Origin of the sequence: Undibacterium sp. Ji22W (genome assembly GCF_049340305.1) — a bacterium.
Classification (GTDB): Bacteria; Pseudomonadota; Gammaproteobacteria; order Burkholderiales; family Burkholderiaceae_D; genus Undibacterium.
Genome location: NZ_JBMPOU010000003.1, coordinates 345,104 through 363,027, shown reverse-complemented (window position 1 = coordinate 363,027; position 17,924 = coordinate 345,104). Strand labels below are relative to the sequence as shown.

Annotated in this window: 12 protein-coding genes; 4 read left to right on the top strand and 8 right to left on the bottom strand. The window is 45.3% G+C overall.

Features of this window, described 5'->3' with window-relative positions:
- Both ACO0KW_RS14190 and ACO0KW_RS14185 read right to left on the bottom strand, forming a co-directional pair.
- On the bottom strand, nucleotides 1-1,224 hold the full coding sequence (locus ACO0KW_RS14190; protein WP_423053894.1) for an efflux RND transporter periplasmic adaptor subunit: 1,224 nt from the start codon (nucleotides 1,222-1,224) through the stop codon (nucleotides 1-3).
- A 321-nt stretch (nucleotides 1,225-1,545) separates the two neighbouring features.
- Entirely contained in the window at nucleotides 1,546-2,001 is a 456-nt protein-coding gene (locus tag ACO0KW_RS14185; RefSeq protein WP_423053892.1) for a fasciclin domain-containing protein, read from the bottom strand.
- Nucleotides 2,002-2,589: 588 nt separating this feature from the next.
- Here ACO0KW_RS14185 and ACO0KW_RS14180 point away from each other — a divergent pair.
- On the top strand, nucleotides 2,590-3,621 hold the full coding sequence (locus tag ACO0KW_RS14180; RefSeq protein WP_423053890.1) for a Glu/Leu/Phe/Val family dehydrogenase: 1,032 nt from the start codon (nucleotides 2,590-2,592) through the stop codon (nucleotides 3,619-3,621).
- A gap of 195 nt (nucleotides 3,622-3,816) precedes the next feature.
- On the opposite strand, the gene ACO0KW_RS14175 is transcribed toward ACO0KW_RS14180, so the two are convergent.
- The 4 genes from ACO0KW_RS14175 to ACO0KW_RS14160 all read right to left on the bottom strand — a co-directional run bounded on the left by ACO0KW_RS14175 (nucleotide 3,817) and on the right by ACO0KW_RS14160 (nucleotide 10,262).
- On the bottom strand, nucleotides 3,817-4,239 hold the full coding sequence (locus ACO0KW_RS14175) for a hypothetical protein (protein WP_423053889.1): 423 nt from the start codon (nucleotides 4,237-4,239) through the stop codon (nucleotides 3,817-3,819).
- Nucleotides 4,240-4,251: 12 nt separating this feature from the next.
- Entirely contained in the window at nucleotides 4,252-5,514 is a 1,263-nt protein-coding gene (locus tag ACO0KW_RS14170; RefSeq protein ID WP_423053887.1) for a hypothetical protein, read from the bottom strand.
- 949 nt (nucleotides 5,515-6,463) lie between these two features.
- Nucleotides 6,464-8,740 carry a TonB-dependent receptor gene (locus tag ACO0KW_RS14165; RefSeq protein ID WP_423053886.1) on the bottom strand — a complete coding sequence of 759 codons (2,277 nt, stop codon included), beginning with the start codon at nucleotides 8,738-8,740 and terminating at the stop codon, nucleotides 6,464-6,466.
- Nucleotides 8,741-8,870: 130 nt separating this feature from the next.
- Nucleotides 8,871-10,262, bottom strand: coding sequence for a metallophosphoesterase family protein (locus ACO0KW_RS14160; protein WP_423053884.1), 1,392 nt, complete (start codon nucleotides 10,260-10,262; stop codon nucleotides 8,871-8,873).
- A gap of 540 nt (nucleotides 10,263-10,802) precedes the next feature.
- Between ACO0KW_RS14160 and ACO0KW_RS14155 the strand changes: the two genes are divergently transcribed.
- The 3 genes from ACO0KW_RS14155 to ACO0KW_RS14145 all read left to right on the top strand — a co-directional run bounded on the left by ACO0KW_RS14155 (nucleotide 10,803) and on the right by ACO0KW_RS14145 (nucleotide 15,367).
- The gene (locus ACO0KW_RS14155; protein ID WP_423053883.1) at nucleotides 10,803-12,233 is read left to right on the top strand and encodes an MFS transporter; all 1,431 of its coding nucleotides are present in this window, start codon (nucleotides 10,803-10,805) and stop codon (nucleotides 12,231-12,233) included.
- Between the two features lie 121 nt (nucleotides 12,234-12,354).
- Entirely contained in the window at nucleotides 12,355-12,858 is a 504-nt protein-coding gene (locus tag ACO0KW_RS14150) for a DNA-deoxyinosine glycosylase (protein ID WP_423053882.1), read from the top strand.
- Nucleotides 12,859-13,000: 142 nt separating this feature from the next.
- Entirely contained in the window at nucleotides 13,001-15,367 is a 2,367-nt protein-coding gene (locus ACO0KW_RS14145) for a M1 family metallopeptidase (RefSeq protein ID WP_423053881.1), read from the top strand.
- A 90-nt stretch (nucleotides 15,368-15,457) separates the two neighbouring features.
- Here the strand turns inward: ACO0KW_RS14145 and ACO0KW_RS14140 are convergent, their stop codons facing one another.
- Both ACO0KW_RS14140 and ACO0KW_RS14135 read right to left on the bottom strand, forming a co-directional pair.
- On the bottom strand, nucleotides 15,458-16,867 hold the full coding sequence (locus ACO0KW_RS14140; protein ID WP_423053880.1) for a hypothetical protein: 1,410 nt from the start codon (nucleotides 16,865-16,867) through the stop codon (nucleotides 15,458-15,460).
- Between the two features lie 251 nt (nucleotides 16,868-17,118).
- Nucleotides 17,119-17,535, bottom strand: a complete 417-nt coding sequence (locus ACO0KW_RS14135; RefSeq protein WP_423053879.1) for a BLUF domain-containing protein — start codon at nucleotides 17,533-17,535, stop codon at nucleotides 17,119-17,121.
- Between the last annotated feature and the right edge of the window lie 389 nt (nucleotides 17,536-17,924).

The following is a 17,924-nucleotide window of genomic DNA, read 5'->3' as shown; positions in this document are numbered from 1 at the left end:
TTATTTTCCTGCTACGGTTGCGGAGGCGGATGCAGAACTGGTCGTTGCGGATGCAGGTGCAGTAGTTCCTGACGCTGATGCTGGTGCTGGTGCAGCACTTCCAGTCGCTTTATTCGCGCCAGCTGAAGCTGCCATCTCTACTTTCAAGCCATCCTTAAAAGTTGACAGTGGTTGACGGATCACTTTGTCACCATTTTTTAAGCCAGACAAAATTGCATAGTCGCCACGACGTACGTCACGCTCACCCAAAGCAATTACTTGTTTTTTCAAAACACCATCTTGAATCGCCCAGACATAAGCTTTGTCGCCATCGCGCGCAATCGCTGAATTAATAATCATTAAGACTTGGGTAGTTGCTGCTTCGATCCGACCTTCGGCATATAAACCAGAAACGCGTGGCTGATCTTTGCCAATAAAGTCGACTAAGACTTCCACCTGACGTGTCGTCGCATTCGCTGCAGGATCAACGCGGCGCACCTTACCTACGAATTGTTGATCGTAGCCATTGATACGGAAACTCACTGCTTGACCGGCTTTCACTGCAGTGACCATATCGGTAGAAATCAAACCTTGAAAACGCAGGCTGGTAGGATCGATCACTTTCATGATTTCTTTACCGATTTGCGCTGTGTCACCATTCGATACTTTGCGTTCACTAACAATGCCGTCAAATGGCGCACGAATCTCTGTGCGTTGCAATTGCTGACGCGCAGCAACGCTGCGTGCCTTGGCTGCCACTAATTCGCTTTGTGAATTATTTCGGCGAATTTCCGCATCTTCTAAAGCCTGCATTGATGTCATGCCGGAAGCGCGCAAGGTCTTCAGACGCTCTAATTGACGTTCAGCCTGATCCAGCGATTGCTGCGCAGCACGCGCTCCCTGATCTGCAGAGGCCAGTTGGTCACGGAAAGAGGTGTCATCTAAGCGCACCAGCAAGTCACCACGTTTAACAGTCTCACCATTTTCTTTCAAGACTTGCATGACAATTGCAGATACTTCAGCGCGCAAATCGGCTTTACGTTCCGGCTGTATCGATCCGGTAATGACCGGTCCCGATGCAAGAGCACTATTTTGAATGACGACATAATCTTCATTTGTCACCTGCAATGCACGATCCGCAGACGCACTAGCATTTTTATCAGGTGATTTGCCATCCTTACCACCCTGACTACATGCCGTTAAGATCAGGCATAAAGCAAGAATGAGTAGACTTGGTCGCAACATAGTAAAACCTCCGAGAATAGAATCGATCTTTGAACTCGTTACCATACGTAAAGTTCAATACTTTGTCACTAAAACATAGCAAAGTAAGTAAAAAAAGCGACCATGTCTAGGTCAAAATAGGGATTCACAGTTGGGCTAGTGAGTAACGCCACCTTCCTCGCGCAAAGAAAAGGGATTTTAGTTTGATAAAGCCATTAAAGAATGCCTAAAAACACAAAAGCGACCGTCAATATTTCGACGATCGCTCAATGGCAAACGAGTAGAAAGTCCACTCAAATTGTCTGAATTAATGCTGAATCACAGCAGTCAGGGACGGCAGTGTTATTTAGGAATGATGACAGTATCAATCACGTGGATCACACCATTGTCGGCAATGATATCCGTCGCCGTCACATTTGCACCATCAACTTTGACTCCGCCAGCCGTCGTCACTGTAAATGACGCACCTTGCACTGTTTTCACTTTGCCAGCTTTCACATCGGCCGCCATTACTTTGCCTGCCACCACGTGATACGTCAAAACGGCAGTTAACTTAGCTTTATCTTTCAGTAAAGCCTCGAGGTCTGCTTTTGGAATCTTTGCAAAAGCCGCATCGGTTGGTGCAAACACAGTGAACGGACCTTTGCCTTTCAAGGTTTCTACCAATCCAGCCGCTTTTAATGCGGTTGCTAAAGTAGTAAATTTACCCGCGCCCACAGCGGTATCGACGATGTCAGCTGCATGCACAGAGAAAGTCGCAGCAAAAGTCAAAATTGAAGCAAGAATAATGCGTTTCATGGAGTACCTCTTAAATAAGTTGGTAGTGAAATTAGGAGCAAATTAGAGAGACTTAAAAAATTTTATTGACGGCAGATGCGAAAATTCCACTAAAGTCCGTAACATTCGCCTCATAAGCACTGACAAATTAGTCAGTGCCGACGCAGTATATACTTATACGTAAAAATTAATACTGATGAGTAGCTATAAATACCGAGAAGTATCGGTTCAATTTCCAAGGCATGCCCGAGCTGGTCGCACTTGTCCACGAAATCGCTACTTCCCTCCAGATAGGAACAGCTGATGTTGAAATTGTGTTGCGGCTCATGCACTATTAATCAAATGCTACTAATGCGACCAAGCCAATGAAGGCGATGAAGGTGATGAAGGTGATGAAGGTGATGATCGAACTTGAGTTTATAAGGGCTACGCCGTATACTTCTGCGCGCGTGACACAATCACCGTTCTTTTATCGGCTACCCGCCTGGTAAAACCCTTAGTAGCAGTAAATTACCGACCGTTTTTCTCTTTCATCCACTCATTTTCTGCGGTATTGGAGCAACTTGGCGCATCTGCCAAACAGCACCTTATCCGCGCGGAGCCATAAGCATGACCGCCTTTGTATTCAACGAAGTTAATTTCGACAATCACGAACAAGTAGTTTTCGCCTCCGAACCTAAATCTGGCTTACGCGCCATCATCGCGGTTCACAACACGAATTTAGGTCCTGCCATGGGCGGTTGCCGTATGTGGAATTACGCCACCGAAGCAGAAGCAGTGCGCGACGTTCTGCGCCTGTCACGCGGTATGACCTACAAAAACGCCGTAGCTGGCCTGCCAATCGGCGGCGGTAAAAGCGTCATCATCGCCAATCCAAAAACAGATAAAACGCCTGCTTTATTTGAAGCACTGGGTGAAGCCTTAGAACGTCTCGGTGGTCGTTACATCACTGCAGAAGACGTCGGCACCAGCCCGGCAGATATGGCAAATGTCGCCAATAAAACAAAATACGTTGCAGGCTTAGGCGATCGCGGTGATCCATCTCCATTCACAGCATTAGGCTGCTTCGTTGGTGCACAAGCTGCGGTAAAACACCATTTCAAACGCGATAGCTTTGATGGTTTAACCGTGGCATTACAAGGCTTGGGTCACGTTGGTTATGACTATGCTCGTCGCTTGCATGAAGCTGGCGCAAAATTAGTGGTTGCCGATATCGACCAAAATTCATTAAAACGCGCACAAGAAGAATTCGGCGCAACTGTAGTTGATGTCAATGCGATCTACGATGTAGAAGCGGATATCTACGCACCATGCGCACTCGGTGCCACATTGAATCCAGATACCATGAACCGCCTGAAAGTAAAAATCGTTGCAGGTGGTGCCAACAATCAATTGGCAACACCTGAAATCGGTGAAGTTTGCCGTCAAAAAGGTATTTTGTACGCGCCAGATTTCGTCATCAATGCAGGTGGCATTATCAAGGTGTGCTACGAATACATGAACACGCCAGAAGATGGCATGGATGCGCATGTACGTCGTATCGGTGAGACTTTATCTGAAGTATTCGCTCGTGCTAATGCAGAAGGCGTTCCAACTAGCGTGATTGCTGATCGTTTGGCGGAAGAGCGTTTTACGAAGTAATCCATCTGTATGGATTCGACTGGGGACAAGTCTTCGCCAAGAAATTAATCTGGCGCAAATAAAAAAACCGAAACGTCTTAGGCGTTTCGGTTTTTTCATTTGACCATTAGTTTGTAAGTCGCTGCATTACTTCACAAACTCTTGGTATCTACTAAGTCAAAGCAGACACACGGCTTTACTGCTATCGCATGCTACTTAATGACTAGTCAGCACAACTTTGACGCTCGCATTGACCGCACTTTTTTCTATGATGCCGATACAGTTGGGATTTGCCGCGATCAATTTGACGATTTCAGCAGAATCAGCAACTTCGCGTGGTGCGCTGCCTTTACCACTAAATACCAGACGTGACCAAATGGCTTTTGCCTGTGCTTCATTCTTTCCGAGAATTTTGTCAAAAAATTCTGTGCGTACCGCACCGTTCGCTAATAGCAATGGCAAAGCTTGACCGCCGCCCGGAAATTCTTTGGCATTTCCCAAATAAATATCGGCAACCTGATCTTTCGTTAAATTGCCAACAGCACTTTTTGCCGATACGACAATTACATGTTCCGCTTGCGCTAACTGCATCGACGTCAACAAGGCCACGCTTAAAAATGTTTTAGTAAGTAGTTTCATGTTAGGCCTCGCTTAAAATACGAAATCAAGATTGAGCGTGAACATGGAAACACGTCCATTAAACCCGCTTGGTTTGCCCAACATGGAAGTTTCGTAGCTATAGAAACCATTCGATGCACCCACATTTGGATACTTCATTTTTGCACTTTCCAACTGCGCTTTTAGTGCAAGGTTTTTAGCGAAATCCCAACGAACACCAACGGACATCACATCACGACTGGAATCGCCTGTGCCGATGAACGATTGATTCAAATAATTCAATTGTGCTTTCAGAGCGGCAGGTGCAAATGGTCCGGGTGCTAATTGCGGCTTTTCTGCGTCAGCATCAAAGCTACCAAAGCCAATGAATGGCGTAAAGTCACCGATGCGTCGCGCACCAAGCACGTTCCAGCCCGATGCGCCATTGATGACAACTGAATTTGTTTCGCGTTTCGCCCATTCGGCTTGTGCAATCCACTCACCATTATCATAGCTCGCGCCCAGAGTTTTTATCGTGGCCGTAATTCCAGTAGTAGGTGCCAATGCTGCAATCTGCGCAGCGCAGTTAGAACAAGCGGCAGCAGGCAAGGACATCAAATTTTTCAAGTTTGCTTCAACCGTTGGGGCTTTGATCGACGCGTTATACCAAGAATATCCACCTCGTACGGCCCAAGAATCTTGGCCATATTTCAATGCTAATCCCTTAACCCGACTTAAATCAACATCACCACCAGCAACACTGACTTTAGTTTTTCCAAAAAAACCTTCCAACTGCAAATCACCGGCACCGAGCTTTTTATCCCAGCGTGCGGTTGCACCATCTTGAAAGGTAATCGGGTTGACTTGATAAATTTCAGATTGTGGGCGCGCTGTGGTCTGGGCATAATTAAGGTTACGGTAATCGGACATCAAGAAAATCGGCGCAACCGTACGTCCAATTTTAAGATCAATCTCACTCGTCAGGGGATATGCTACATACGCCCATTCAACCGTTGGCTTGTTACTGCCATTTACATCTTTTTTAGAAATCAGCTGAATGACGCCCTTAAGCTTTCCATTCGGATTGAATGTGGCTTGGATCGAGGCTTGACTATCACCGTCAAAACGCCAGTCGTTGTAAGAAACCACACGTTGTCTCTGATCAGTGCGGACACCAGCGACATCACTATTACCTTTGTAGGTGCCCACCGTTCCAAATCCGTCAATTTTCAACCAATCACTCAAATCATCGGCTTGCGCTGCGGGTGCTAGTGCAATGCTCGCTAAAACCAAGGGATATATGTAATGCGCTTTCATATTGCTTTCCTTTATTATTAAAAACAGATGTGAATAGTCTCAGGGGAAGTAAAAACAAAATTGAGAACGAACATTAAAGCCAGAGCAAAATTTGCTACTAACTCTGCAGGAATCAATCAGCCAAAAAATCAATAAGACGGAATAAATAGCGGGTCAAGACTGCTTATAGAACATTGAGCACAGAGCGTGATGCCACAAATCTATGAAAGCTCAAATTCATACTAGCAACTTTATAAAATTCGTCAAAGATATTTCCAGACAAAAACTATTTTGCACTTTTTTTACAACAGACTGTTTATTCTTAGATAAGAAAAAACACCTTTCGTCTCAATCTAAAGAGATACAAATATCGTGCTTGCCGTGATAAAAACTGTTACTTCCCAATTGCAAACGCATCACTAAATACTGCCTATATTTTAAGTTAGATTGGAATTGCCATACGGCAAGACACAATATCTAACAATCGGCATCCAGAAAAACAACGGCAAAACCGGTCGCCCTACCAGGTTTAAAACGTACTCGATCTCAGGCTTCGAGTAATTTATATATCGTAAAAACCCATCAAATTCGTTTTTCCTTACTCAATAAAATTGACCAGTCGTGAAGCCAAAGCTTTGCTATTTCGCCGACGGTTCGTTTAGTAAATCGAATAAACAGCACGAATTAAAGAGCGCTTAAATATACAAACAAGTAACAGTCGGCATACCATGACATGCCCCCATTCTCATATGAGACAGAAGCGGCAGCGTGTCAACTTTTCTGCAAGCAGTGATACCTTTCATCTTGAACCAATCTAAAAAGATATGGTTCAAAAATAGTCGTTGTAGTGTTTTGACTGCAAGCTCGCTAGATGAATCGCACAATAAAAAAGCCTAGCGAATCACATCACTAGGCCTTTAAATCAACATGATCTCTCGAGCTATCTTTGATAGACTGAGTTTGAAGCGAATTAGAAGTCGGCGCTCACAGAAGTAGACCAGCTACGTTTAGGTTGGAATGCATATTGATCAAATTGGGCACCTTTGCTATTGGGAGAAATAGATATCGTAGATTCTTTATTGAATACATTATCAATGCCCACTTGCACTTTTAAATTTTTCAAGAAACGTCCAGTGTTTTTCCAGCGATAGCCGATCGTGAAATCGGTCGATGTATAGGCGTCAATTTTGTATGCGGCTGGCTCGCCGTCTTTCGCGAATTGCTCACCAACTGTTTTCGCCAATAAAGAACCGTAGATCGCGCCATCTTTATACAAAAAACCAAACGCACTCGTGGACTTTGGTGCTTTCGCTACTTGTAAATTGTTACCTTTGGTTTTGGCATTGTTGATCGATCCATTCGCGTGCACAGAAAAACCAGAACCTAAATAGTAGGTAGCAGAGGCTTCAACACCTTTGTAGACCACGCCACCTTGGTTGAAATAAATCAGATCATTTCCTGTTCCAGTTGACGCAATTTTGTTATTGAAATCAATGTAATAAACATCGGCATCGAGAACCAAATCTGTAGACTGACGCACCACACCTATTTGATAATTAGTCGAAGTTTGTGGTTCTGGCTTACTCAAGTTTGGATTATTCACATAAAACATGGAGAGATCTGGTACCAAGAAGCCTTTAGCAATTTGCGCATAGGCAGAAGTTTCTTTGTCGATGCTGTAGTTTGCCGTCAGGAATGGCAGCGTCGCTGTGTAAGTTTGATCCGCCTTGGTTGGAATGCGCGTACCTTGGTTGACTTGTGCATCCAAAGAACGTTTGAAATTGATCGACTTCAATCCTGGTGTGATCGTCAAATCTGCTGTGGCTGCCCATTCAAACTCGACGAATGGTTGGTATTGTTTCCAAGAAGATTTTTGTTCATACGAAATGTCTTTAGGTGCTGTCGCTTCTTTAGGGTTTCGTACTCCCAATGTCATATCCAAATTGTAGGTATGACGATCTGTCTCCGATGTTTCGAACCACACACCAGCACGCAACAAGCCCGCATCAAATTTGTTCGTCAACTTAAGAATATCGCCCTTCACGCGATAGGAATTAAGCTTATTGTAGCCAGGAACATTCTTATTCCCAGTCGGGCCAGCCTTGGTACCATTGGCAGTCGCACCACTAGCATCTTGACCTGAATAGGTATCGTTATTGTAGGCATAGGTATACAAAGTATTGTCAACAACCCAGCTGGCGATTTTTGATTGCACATTCAGGTATTCGAAATCAGTCTTTTTATTATTGTAGTTATAACCCACATAATTTTGACTCGTTGGATCTAAGTTCAACGCATAGTTCTTGCCGAATTTCTCTGCCTGCGCCAGTGTCACGCCGCCTTTATCTGCCACATTGCTGTGAATTTTGTTATAGGTCGCGAAGAAGGTAATGAGCGTATCGTCACCCACAGATTTTTGCGCTTTGAATTGATAGTTGTCTTCACGTACCGCGCTTTGTGTTAGATAACCATCTGTGCTCAAACGAGAGGCATTAAACATCATGTTCAAGCCACCAATGTTATCCAAAATGCCTGTGTCGACTTGAAAACCATACATCTTCGTATTCCAAGAACCGAAAGTCGCATAAGGACTAAAGTTCGCATCCGCCGACAACTCTTTTGAAAACAAGTTAAAGGAGCCACCGAAAGTCGCTTGACCTAAATTGCTGGCATTGCCAGGACCACGTTCTACAACCATACCGCCGATAATGCGCGCTGGAAAATACGAGGTGGAATGGTGAGTAGGATTATTCGTATCACCGAAAGGAATCCCATCGTAAGTCATATTGTATTCACCATCTTGAAAACCGCGCAGCGAAACCTTAGTCTCAGCCAAGCCAGCACCGTTCGCGGAGATGCCGCCACCTACGCTAGGCGCAATCCGCGCCACTGCGTTGAAGTCAGCCAAAGGCGTGACGGTTTGTTCAATGAAAGTCGCAGTAATAATAGATTGTGGTTGGGTGGCATTCAAGGAAGCCTGTACAGGAGCACGTGTCGCTACCGTTGTACCTGAAATGACCACGCGATTGGTAATCGCTTTGGCATCGAGTGCAGAATCAGCATCCGCTTTTGTTCCGTCCGAATTCACAACAGTCGCTTTCGCCGCATTATTTGCAAGCACAACAGGATCGGTGCCAATCACCGCTTGTTGTGCAAAGACAGTTTGCGTGCCCGCCATACAAGCTAATGCCAGCAAAACTTGCGCCGCGAGAAATGAACGGGAAAATTGGGATGTAGTGTTAGTCATAAGGATTCCAAACAATCGCGAGAGAGAAAAGCGTGAAGTCTAAGAATCCCTTATGACCTAAAGATGAAAGGCGTGTTACAGCTCGATGACATAACAACAAATGAGATAAGGATTGGCTCTTTGTTACAAATCATTTTAGATTGGTTGTGCAATTTGTTTTTGCGTTCTGCAATTTGCATTGCGTCATACGATTACCCTCTTTATCAAAGGCGCTCATGATCCACCTATCTCGCTTACGTTCTATCAGCATGAAACCAACTTGATTACTATTGCTAAAATGGTCGACTACGGCAGATTCAAATGGTGTGACATTCTCAGGAAGTTGATTTGGTAAAGGCTTGTCCATCGCGGTACCACCATTCCCTGAACCAAACTGTGTCGGATGATCGGATGAAAAACTGACCGCCTGAAACAGATGCACGTGACCGGATAAAACGGCTTGCACTTTTGCGGGGAATAGTCGCTTCGGATGACGCCCTTGCATCACTGCTTGTAGAGTTTGATTACCCGGCTTAAATTCCACACTACCGTCGGCTTTATGAGAAGCGGCAAAGCCCAAACTTGGGTGATGATTCATAAAAATATTGAAGTCAGCGGCTTCGGCGATGTCATCGACCTTGGCGAACTGTTCGCTAAAAATGGCAAACGCAGCATCCTCTTTCTTCAATTTTTTTCCAGGTACTTTGGAAGAATCAAACACAATCAACTGTGCAGTCTGTCCACCACTACGCCCCAGTTTCACCGCGTAAGGTTCGCTGTAATCACCGATCATATCGTTTTGCTCAAGATCGCAATCACGTCCTGCGACATAGGGACGTGGATCAAGAAAACGCCAGTAGCCTTGGCCAGCACGAGAACAAGATTCGTGGTTACCGCGCACCATAACCCAAGGTGCCGCTTGCAATAAAGGCTTGGCAGGTTCAAAAAAATCCGCTTTCCAAACATCGTACCCATAACCCCAAGGGCTATCGCTACAGCCCTGATTTCCATCTGGACAAACGTTCTCGCGATAATGATAGTCCCCCAGATGAATCACCAGATCAGGCTTCATGCTGGCGGCTTTTTTGGCAACTTCATTAAATACCCACTGCGCGTTATCGTTGCAAGCCTGAAAGGCATCATCCGCCTTTTTCATGCGACAACCAGTATCGCCAATCACCACAATACGTTGAAATACCGACTTGGCTAATGGAACCGACACGCCATCGACTTTTGCTTTTTTTACTGAGGGGAGTAAGTTTGCTTCGCAAGTAATCAGAGGAAATGCGGAAGGTTTAGAATCAACCTCGCTACTCGCGGTTTTTCTTTGCGCCATGGTTTCTGCAGGGGCACGTAATAGCATTCTTTTCGACTTACCATCTTGTTTCAACATAGGGCATTGCGCCGCCGTGCTCAAACTACGTACGACCGATTGCCCATTCTCACCCATCACCACCCATGTTGATACCGTGGTCGATGCATGTGAAGTATGCGATTTTTCCGCAGCATACGTGCTCAGTGTGCAAAACCCGCTAACAGTCATGAGCACTACTGCACGTGATGCGAGCGAAAGCAAGAACTCTAATCCGGTTTTTGATTTGTGTTTTCCAACCAAAAAATTTGCCCGCACCATATAGTATTTCCAGAGAAAAAATCAAAAGAGAATCAATCTAATATATAAATATGTCCGTTTGATGAACAAGGTGCCAAATAAGAAGTTCTCTTGTCTAGGCAAATAACAGAAATCGTGAATTTTCTACACCATTTTTGAACATGTATTACACAGAAAGTCAGTGGCACGCAAACTCGCTCGTTTAGCAAACACAATAAACAGCTAACATTTTTTATTGATCACATGTACAAATCCCACCAGAACGTTATAACATCATGTTGCCGTTTTTGATTGAGACAAGATATTGTTCGAGTTTGCCAACTAGGAAACGCGCGGTACAAGCAGCTAATCATCAATCACTTATCAATAATAATGAACAAACGACGGAGACCGGCAAAGGAACAAGGCGTACGCTGATTGTTAAAGTCAATCGAAGCGCCACGTGACTCCGTCATCATACAAAAGACAACTATGACGACAAAACCTGCTAGCACCCATTGGACACAATTTGCGCCACTGGTCACCGTGTTTTTCTTCTGGGGCTTTGTTGCCGCCAGCAACGACATCCTCATCCCCGTTTTTAAACAAGCTTTCCATTTAACCCAAACTCAGAGTCAATTTGTATCGTTGGCTTTTTATGTCGCTTATACCGTGGGATCTTTGCTGTACTTAGGTGCATCCTCATTACTAAAAGAAGATTTGATCAATCGTATCGGCTATAAAAACGGTTTAGCGTTAGGTCTCAGTATCTCTGCGCTTGGTACACTCTTGTTTTATCTGGCTGCAAACAGCGGTTCGTTCGAATTAATGTTATCTGGCTTGTTTGTAGTTGGCCTGGGTTTTTCACTGCAGCAAACGGCTGCAAACCCTTTGGCGATTGCTTTGGGCACACGCGAAACTGGCTCGCAGCGATTAACGTTGGCCGGTGGTGTAAATAATTTCGGCACGACAATAGGACCTGTGATCGTGGCCTATGCGATTTTTGGTACACCGTCGGCGAGTAGCGAAATGAGTATAGAAAGCGTGAAAATTCCGTATTTGGTATTGGGTGCGGCATTTTTGATAGCCGCCGTATTTTTGAAACTCTCATCGATACCGAATCACCCCAATAGTGAGGTTATCAATCTCGAACAAGAATCGACACAAACCTCCGCTTTGCAGTTCCCGCAATTGCTGATGGGTATGATGGCGATTTTTGTTTACGTAGGTGTCGAGGTGTCGACCGCGAGCAATCTGCCAGGCTATATGGAAATGACACAAGGCTACAAGACCAAAGATATCGCGCCCTTCATTTCTTTGTATTGGGCAAGCCTGATGATAGGCCGTTGGACCGGTGGTGTAGAGGCTTTCAACTTTGCTGCGGGCAGTGCCAAAATTGCGAAATTTTTGATGCCCTACGCTGCTTTCAGCGTGTTCCTCATGGTGAACGCGATTGCCCAACATGATCTCAGCCATTTCTATGTATATGGCCTGGTAGTTTTAGTGTTGATCGCTGCCGACATTGCTAGTCAGGGAAATCCGGCCAAGATGCTGTTAATTTTTTCCTTGTTAGGGATAGGCGGCCTAGTGTTGGGTATGTCTAGCGACGGCATGCTGAGCATTTATGCTTTCACTAGTATAGGATTATTTTGCAGTACGCTTTGGCCTTGCATTTTTACGCTGGCGATCAGTGGTTTGGGTAAGCATACTGGGCAAGGTAGTAACTACCTGATTATGATGATTATGGGAGGGGGCATTGTGAGTTGGATACAAGGCATGGTCTCGGAAAAAATCGGAATACAAATGAGTTATCTCGTTGGTGTTGTATGCTTTGCCTACTTGGCGCTTTATGCTTGGATGGTACCGAGCATCTTAGCCAAGCAAGGTATTCATTTAGGTAAGAAAATACAAGCGCCACATTGAACCGACACTTTGCCTGCAAACAACGCACAGCAGGCTGTAGATAATTGGTGGCTTCGATCTGGCACGATACAATGCGCGATGGAACGCTTCCATCGCGCATTTTTTATAGAGCCCATCATTTATGCCAAGCAAGCAAAGTTTCGCGCCGGTAGTTGATCGCGCTACACGCCTTTTAATTTTGGGGAGTTTGCCAGGGGATGCTTCACTCGCGCAGCAGCAGTATTATGCCCATCCACAAAATCGGTTCTGGCATTTACTATCCGATGTGCTACAAGTTGAGCTCGTAAAACTTGACTACGCCAGCCGACTTCATAACTTGTTAGCGCATCGCGTAGGATTATGGGATGTTATCGCGCAAGCTCAGCGCCGCGGCAGTCTCGATAGTCAGATCCGCAACCGTACCGACAATGATTTACTTGCTCTCATCAACACGCTCCCGCACTTGCAAGCAATAGCCTTCAACGGCGCTACCGCTGCAAAAATCGGGCACAAGCTACTAGCAGCCAGTTTGGACACACACGCGAACAAGTTTCAGATACTGTCCTTGCCATCTAGCAGTCCCGCTTATACCTTGGCCTATCCCTTGAAACTCAACGATTGGATGCATTTGCGAGATTTTCTCTAACGCAACTGCGCTTAGCTGCATCGCAAATTATTTTTCAACAAACATAGAACTTAAACACCAGGGCTCTCTCTAACTGGTAGGAATGGAGAGTATGGCAAAAAAATAACCATTTCCAATATCCAATTTTCAAGGAGAGCAAAGAATGCGTTTATCAACTTTATTGCTATTTGCGAGCGTCAGTCTGTCGACGTTTGCAAATGCACAGTCGGACGATAAGTTTCGACAGCTAGAAGATCTATTACCGACCCCGACTGCAACCCGTGCCGCTTCAGGTGCGCCTGGTCATGCCTATTGGCAGCAACGCGCCGATTACGTGATCCGTGCCACCTTAGACGAAGAAAAGCGTGCAATCAAGGGTGCAGAGACCATCACTTACCACAATAACTCACCTGATACGCTGAGCTATCTGTGGGTGCAATTAGATCAGAATATTTTCAAACCAGATTCCGATGCGAATTTGACCGGAACATACCCATCCCGCGATGCATGGAAAAATCCGAATGCAATGAGTTTTGCTGGTTTAAACAGCTTGAACGAACACGCGAAGTTCGACGGTGGTTTCAAAATCGGTTCCGTTAAAAGCGCCGATGGTCAAGCGCTGAAATATGTAATCAACCGCACCATGATGCGGATCGATTTACCGCAAAGCTTAAAGCCGGGCGAAAAGTTTGTGTTCAGCATGGATTGGAATTACAACATCAACGACGGTATGGTCTTATGGGCACGAACCGGCTACGAGCATTTTAAAGAAGATAAAAACGATATCTTTGAAATCGCCCAATGGTATCCACGCATGGCCGCTTACTACGATGTGTATGGCTGGCAGCATAAGCAATTTTTAGGCTCAGGTGAGTTCACTTTAGAGTTCGGCGACTACGATGTACAAATTACTTTGCCTAGTGATCACGTGATCTCAGCCACGGGTGAACTCAGCAATGCTGACACTGTATTAACCGCAACGCAACGTGAGCGTCTCAAGCAAGCGCGCACAGCCAGCAAACCGGTGGTTATCGTAACCCAAGAAGAAGCAGAGAAAGCGGAAAAATCTCGCGCGACTTCCACTAAAACCTGGCACTTCAAAGCGAAGAATGTGCGTGATTTTGCTTGGGCATCATCGCGTAAATTTATCTGGGATGCGCAAGGCTACAAAGCTGGCAGCAGCACCGGTTTAGCGATGTCCTTCTATCCAAAAGAAGCCAATCCTTTGTGGGGGCAATATTCCACACAAGCGGTTATTCACACGATCGAGCAATACAATAAGTACAGCCTAGAATACCCATATCCCGTCGCACAATCAGTGAATGGTCCACAAGGCGGGATGGAATATCCTATGATCGCTTTTAACGGTGGTCGTCCAACCAAAGACAAAAAGACCGGCGCATTGACGTATTCCAAACAAACCAAATACGCCATGATCAGCGTCATCATTCATGAAGTCGGTCACAATTACTTCCCGATGATTGTGAACTCAGATGAACGTCAATGGTCGTGGATGGATGAAGGCTTGAACTCTTTCATGCAAACTCTAGCCGAACGCGCTTGGGAAGAAAATTACCTTGATTTATTTCCAAGCGAGCCACGCGGTATTGTGGACTACATGCGGAGTAAAAACCAATCGCCGATCATGACTAACTCAGAGTCAGTTCTGCAGTTTAGTAACAATGCCTATGCCAAACCAACTGCTGGTTTACACATCTTGCGTGAAACAATTTTAGGCCGTGAATTATTTGATTTCGCGTTCAAAGAATATGCGCGTCGTTGGAAATTTAAACGCCCGACGCCAGCAGATTTTTTCCGCACGATGGAAGATGCCTCAGGCACCGATCTGGACTGGTTCTGGCGCGGTTGGTTTTTCACCACCGATGCAGTTGATGTCAGTATCGATGGCGTCACACAATATCAAGTTTCTAGCAAAGACCCAGAAATAGAGAAAGCCTGGAGACGTGCGCAGAAAAATGAAGAGCCTGTGTCACTCGCAGTCCAACGTGACAAAGGTGTGTTGCCACGACGCATTGACAATCAGGCTGGCTTAAAGGATTTCTATAACGAGCATGATGATTTCACGGTGACCAACAAAGATCGCAACAACTATAACGATCTGATGAAATCCTTGGACGACGACGAAAAAGCGATGCTGAAATCAGGTAAATATTATTATCTCGCCGATTTCTCTAACGTCGGCGGGATGGTCATGCCTTTGATTTTGGAGATCCAATTGCAAAGCGGGAAAAAAGTTATACAGCGCATTCCCGCTGAAGTGTGGCGTTATAACTCTAAAAAGTTAACTAAGCTGATCGTCACCGATGAACCTATGGTGAGCCTAACGCAAGATCCTTACCTAGAAACTGCCGACATTGAACTTAACAATAATTCCTGGCCACGTAAGATCACCAAATCGCGTCTCGAATTGTTCAAGATGAATCAGCCTACAGGCAATATGATGATCGACTTCAATACGCCTTTGAACAAAGATGAAAAAAAGGATGAGAAGAAAGACGAGAAGAAATAAATATAAGTAATCCGTCTCTATGACGAATTAAGCTGTCTGTTGCGATCTAAGACGCCCTACCGAGAAATTGGCAGGGCGTTTCTTTATCTCTTAATGCCTGGTTGATGACAAACTCAAGGTTAAGCGAGTAGATTTCTGGTACACCTGATTCGAGCTCTGGCGCACATCGATAAATAGCAGCTGCTGCACAGGATCCCAAGCGATCGGCTTGCCATCATACGGATTTGCATACAGCGCAGAATGTGCTTGAATAAATTGCGCCACATCGACATTCGCGATGCCGTGATTCGATGTCACTTGATTCAAGATTGCCAGCTTCAAAGAAAATAATTTCAAGTGCGCGAGAATATCGATATTTTTTTCAAAAAAAGTTTCAAATCCCGGTGTCGATAGTGTTAACAAAATCTTGCTAATAGGATCACGCAAATAAACATTGCCCATCCCGAATCCCAATAGCGCACGCTGTTGCGCGCCCAATGCAGCGTGCGCCAGATCATATTGACGACTGCCGCGCAGCGCAATGCTACGCCACAGCGCATGCCAATCATAAGTCAAGTTCAGGGCAGCATTCGGGCGGTGCAAGAGCTTCATTATCAAACCTTGCTTCCAATCCGATTGCGGCTCCGCTTGGGTCGACACCATGCTTTGCATCAATTGCAAACCGACCTGGCTTTCGAATTGTAGAGCGCGATCCAGATACATTCGCTCTTCTGAAAAGTGACCTAAGTAATCTTGAAATTGTGCCTCGTGCTCTAACAACTGCGGGAAACGCTGCAAAGCCTCATCCAAAATACGAAGATCACGTTGCAGACTCGCCAAAGCCACCATGTGTGAAATGATATGACTGGAACCAGCCAACCAGCGCTGCGAAAACCTTGCAACCGTTAGCAATACCGATAGACCCTGCGCAGTTTGACCATCTGCCAGCAGACGCAGTGCCTGCATCCGCTTCAATTCGGCTGCGTGCATCAGCACACCATAGGTGGGAAGATTTGCCGTAATATGCGGGGGAATAATTTCCACATAGATTTGCTTCGCTAAGATTCGTTCAAATTGCTGCAACATGATTTGCTGCGAGCGCAAAATTTCCTGCTCTTGCCGAACCGGGCGTGACAGATAAAAAGCGACGCAATTGGGGGTTACAACGAAATCACAGAGATCTGACTTTTGATAGTCAAATGCCGCCTCATGACTGGCGCTGAATTCCAACTGATTTTCCAAATAGGGTAGGAATCTATCTTTTTGATAGCGCTGTATTTCAGCAGCCAGCCGCTGCTTTCCTAACATCAGCGGATCAACTGATGCATTTGCATTCATCCCCAATAAAATCAAAAAACCGTTTTCATCGTCTACTGTTTTAGGTCCTTGCCATTGCAGTGCCGCCTGCACTTCTGGTCGCAACTCTTGATCACGTAAATTTGCGGTGATAAACAAAATCAATCCACATAGCACTAGCAATAACAGAGTAAGTAAGCCACGCCAGAAAAATTTTTTGAACATATACGTCTCGCGTCGAAGTAAGTCTAGGGCAATTTGTACCCTGATTAAATTGGCCCCACATTACATGTATGTTTTGCGGGAATTAAATTACCAATTTTTCTATGATGCGAGACAATATAGTAAGTGCGGGAATTACACAATCTGGATCGGCATTGAAGCCAGAACAAGCGCACAAAAACGGGGGTTATCGGCACTACCGCCGACGAGGCACGCAAAAGCACGATAACTAGGAAAACAACTAAGCGACGACCTTAACTCAACCATCTGGCACTACTCATCACCTCGGCAAAAAATTCTTTCAGGGCAGGGGCAGACATGCGGAAGGGATCAAATTCAGCCGTCGACGAATACTTCAAAAACAACGCGGTATTGTCGGCGGTTGCTGCAATCAACCCCATATTCCAACCCGTGAACTGGCGCTGCGTGATCTCCTCCAGAGCCAATATCTCAGGTTTGACATGGCGCTTATCATTCAAAATATGATGATAAAGTGCATTGACTGCGGAGCGCTCACCTTCCAGACATTGGAGGAAAATGCCATTCGACAAACTAAGTGCGCCAGTAACGGCGAGTTGTTGATTATTCTTGCGAGAACTCTGCAAAATGTCCTTCACATCGACAGGTCCCAAATTCACAGCACGACTGGCATAAATTAGACGGATCATCATAATAACTAAGTGCTTTCAAGAGTGAAAAATCGATTTAAATTGCTGCAACTTTAGGTAGTGGAAATCACCATAGATTTGGTATGTAATTCATTTGTGTACTGTGCTGAGCCACTAATGTCGCACGGCTGATAGCCTACGATTTTTTTATCGATCGCAACAAACTGAAGTCGGGACAAGAATTAAAAGTTGAACCGATACAAAATCTTGGCTAGCGATAGTATTTTTCATCACGCCCCGCTTTGGAAATACCTGTGTAGCGTGATCACTTGGATGGTGATGGGGTTCGTTATTTTCTAGATGGATGGTAGCAATTCATCGCTGAATTTGGGCGACAGCAAGGCACGGCTACCGGACGCAATCAATTTCGCCTTCCCTTGCAAGGGGAAGGC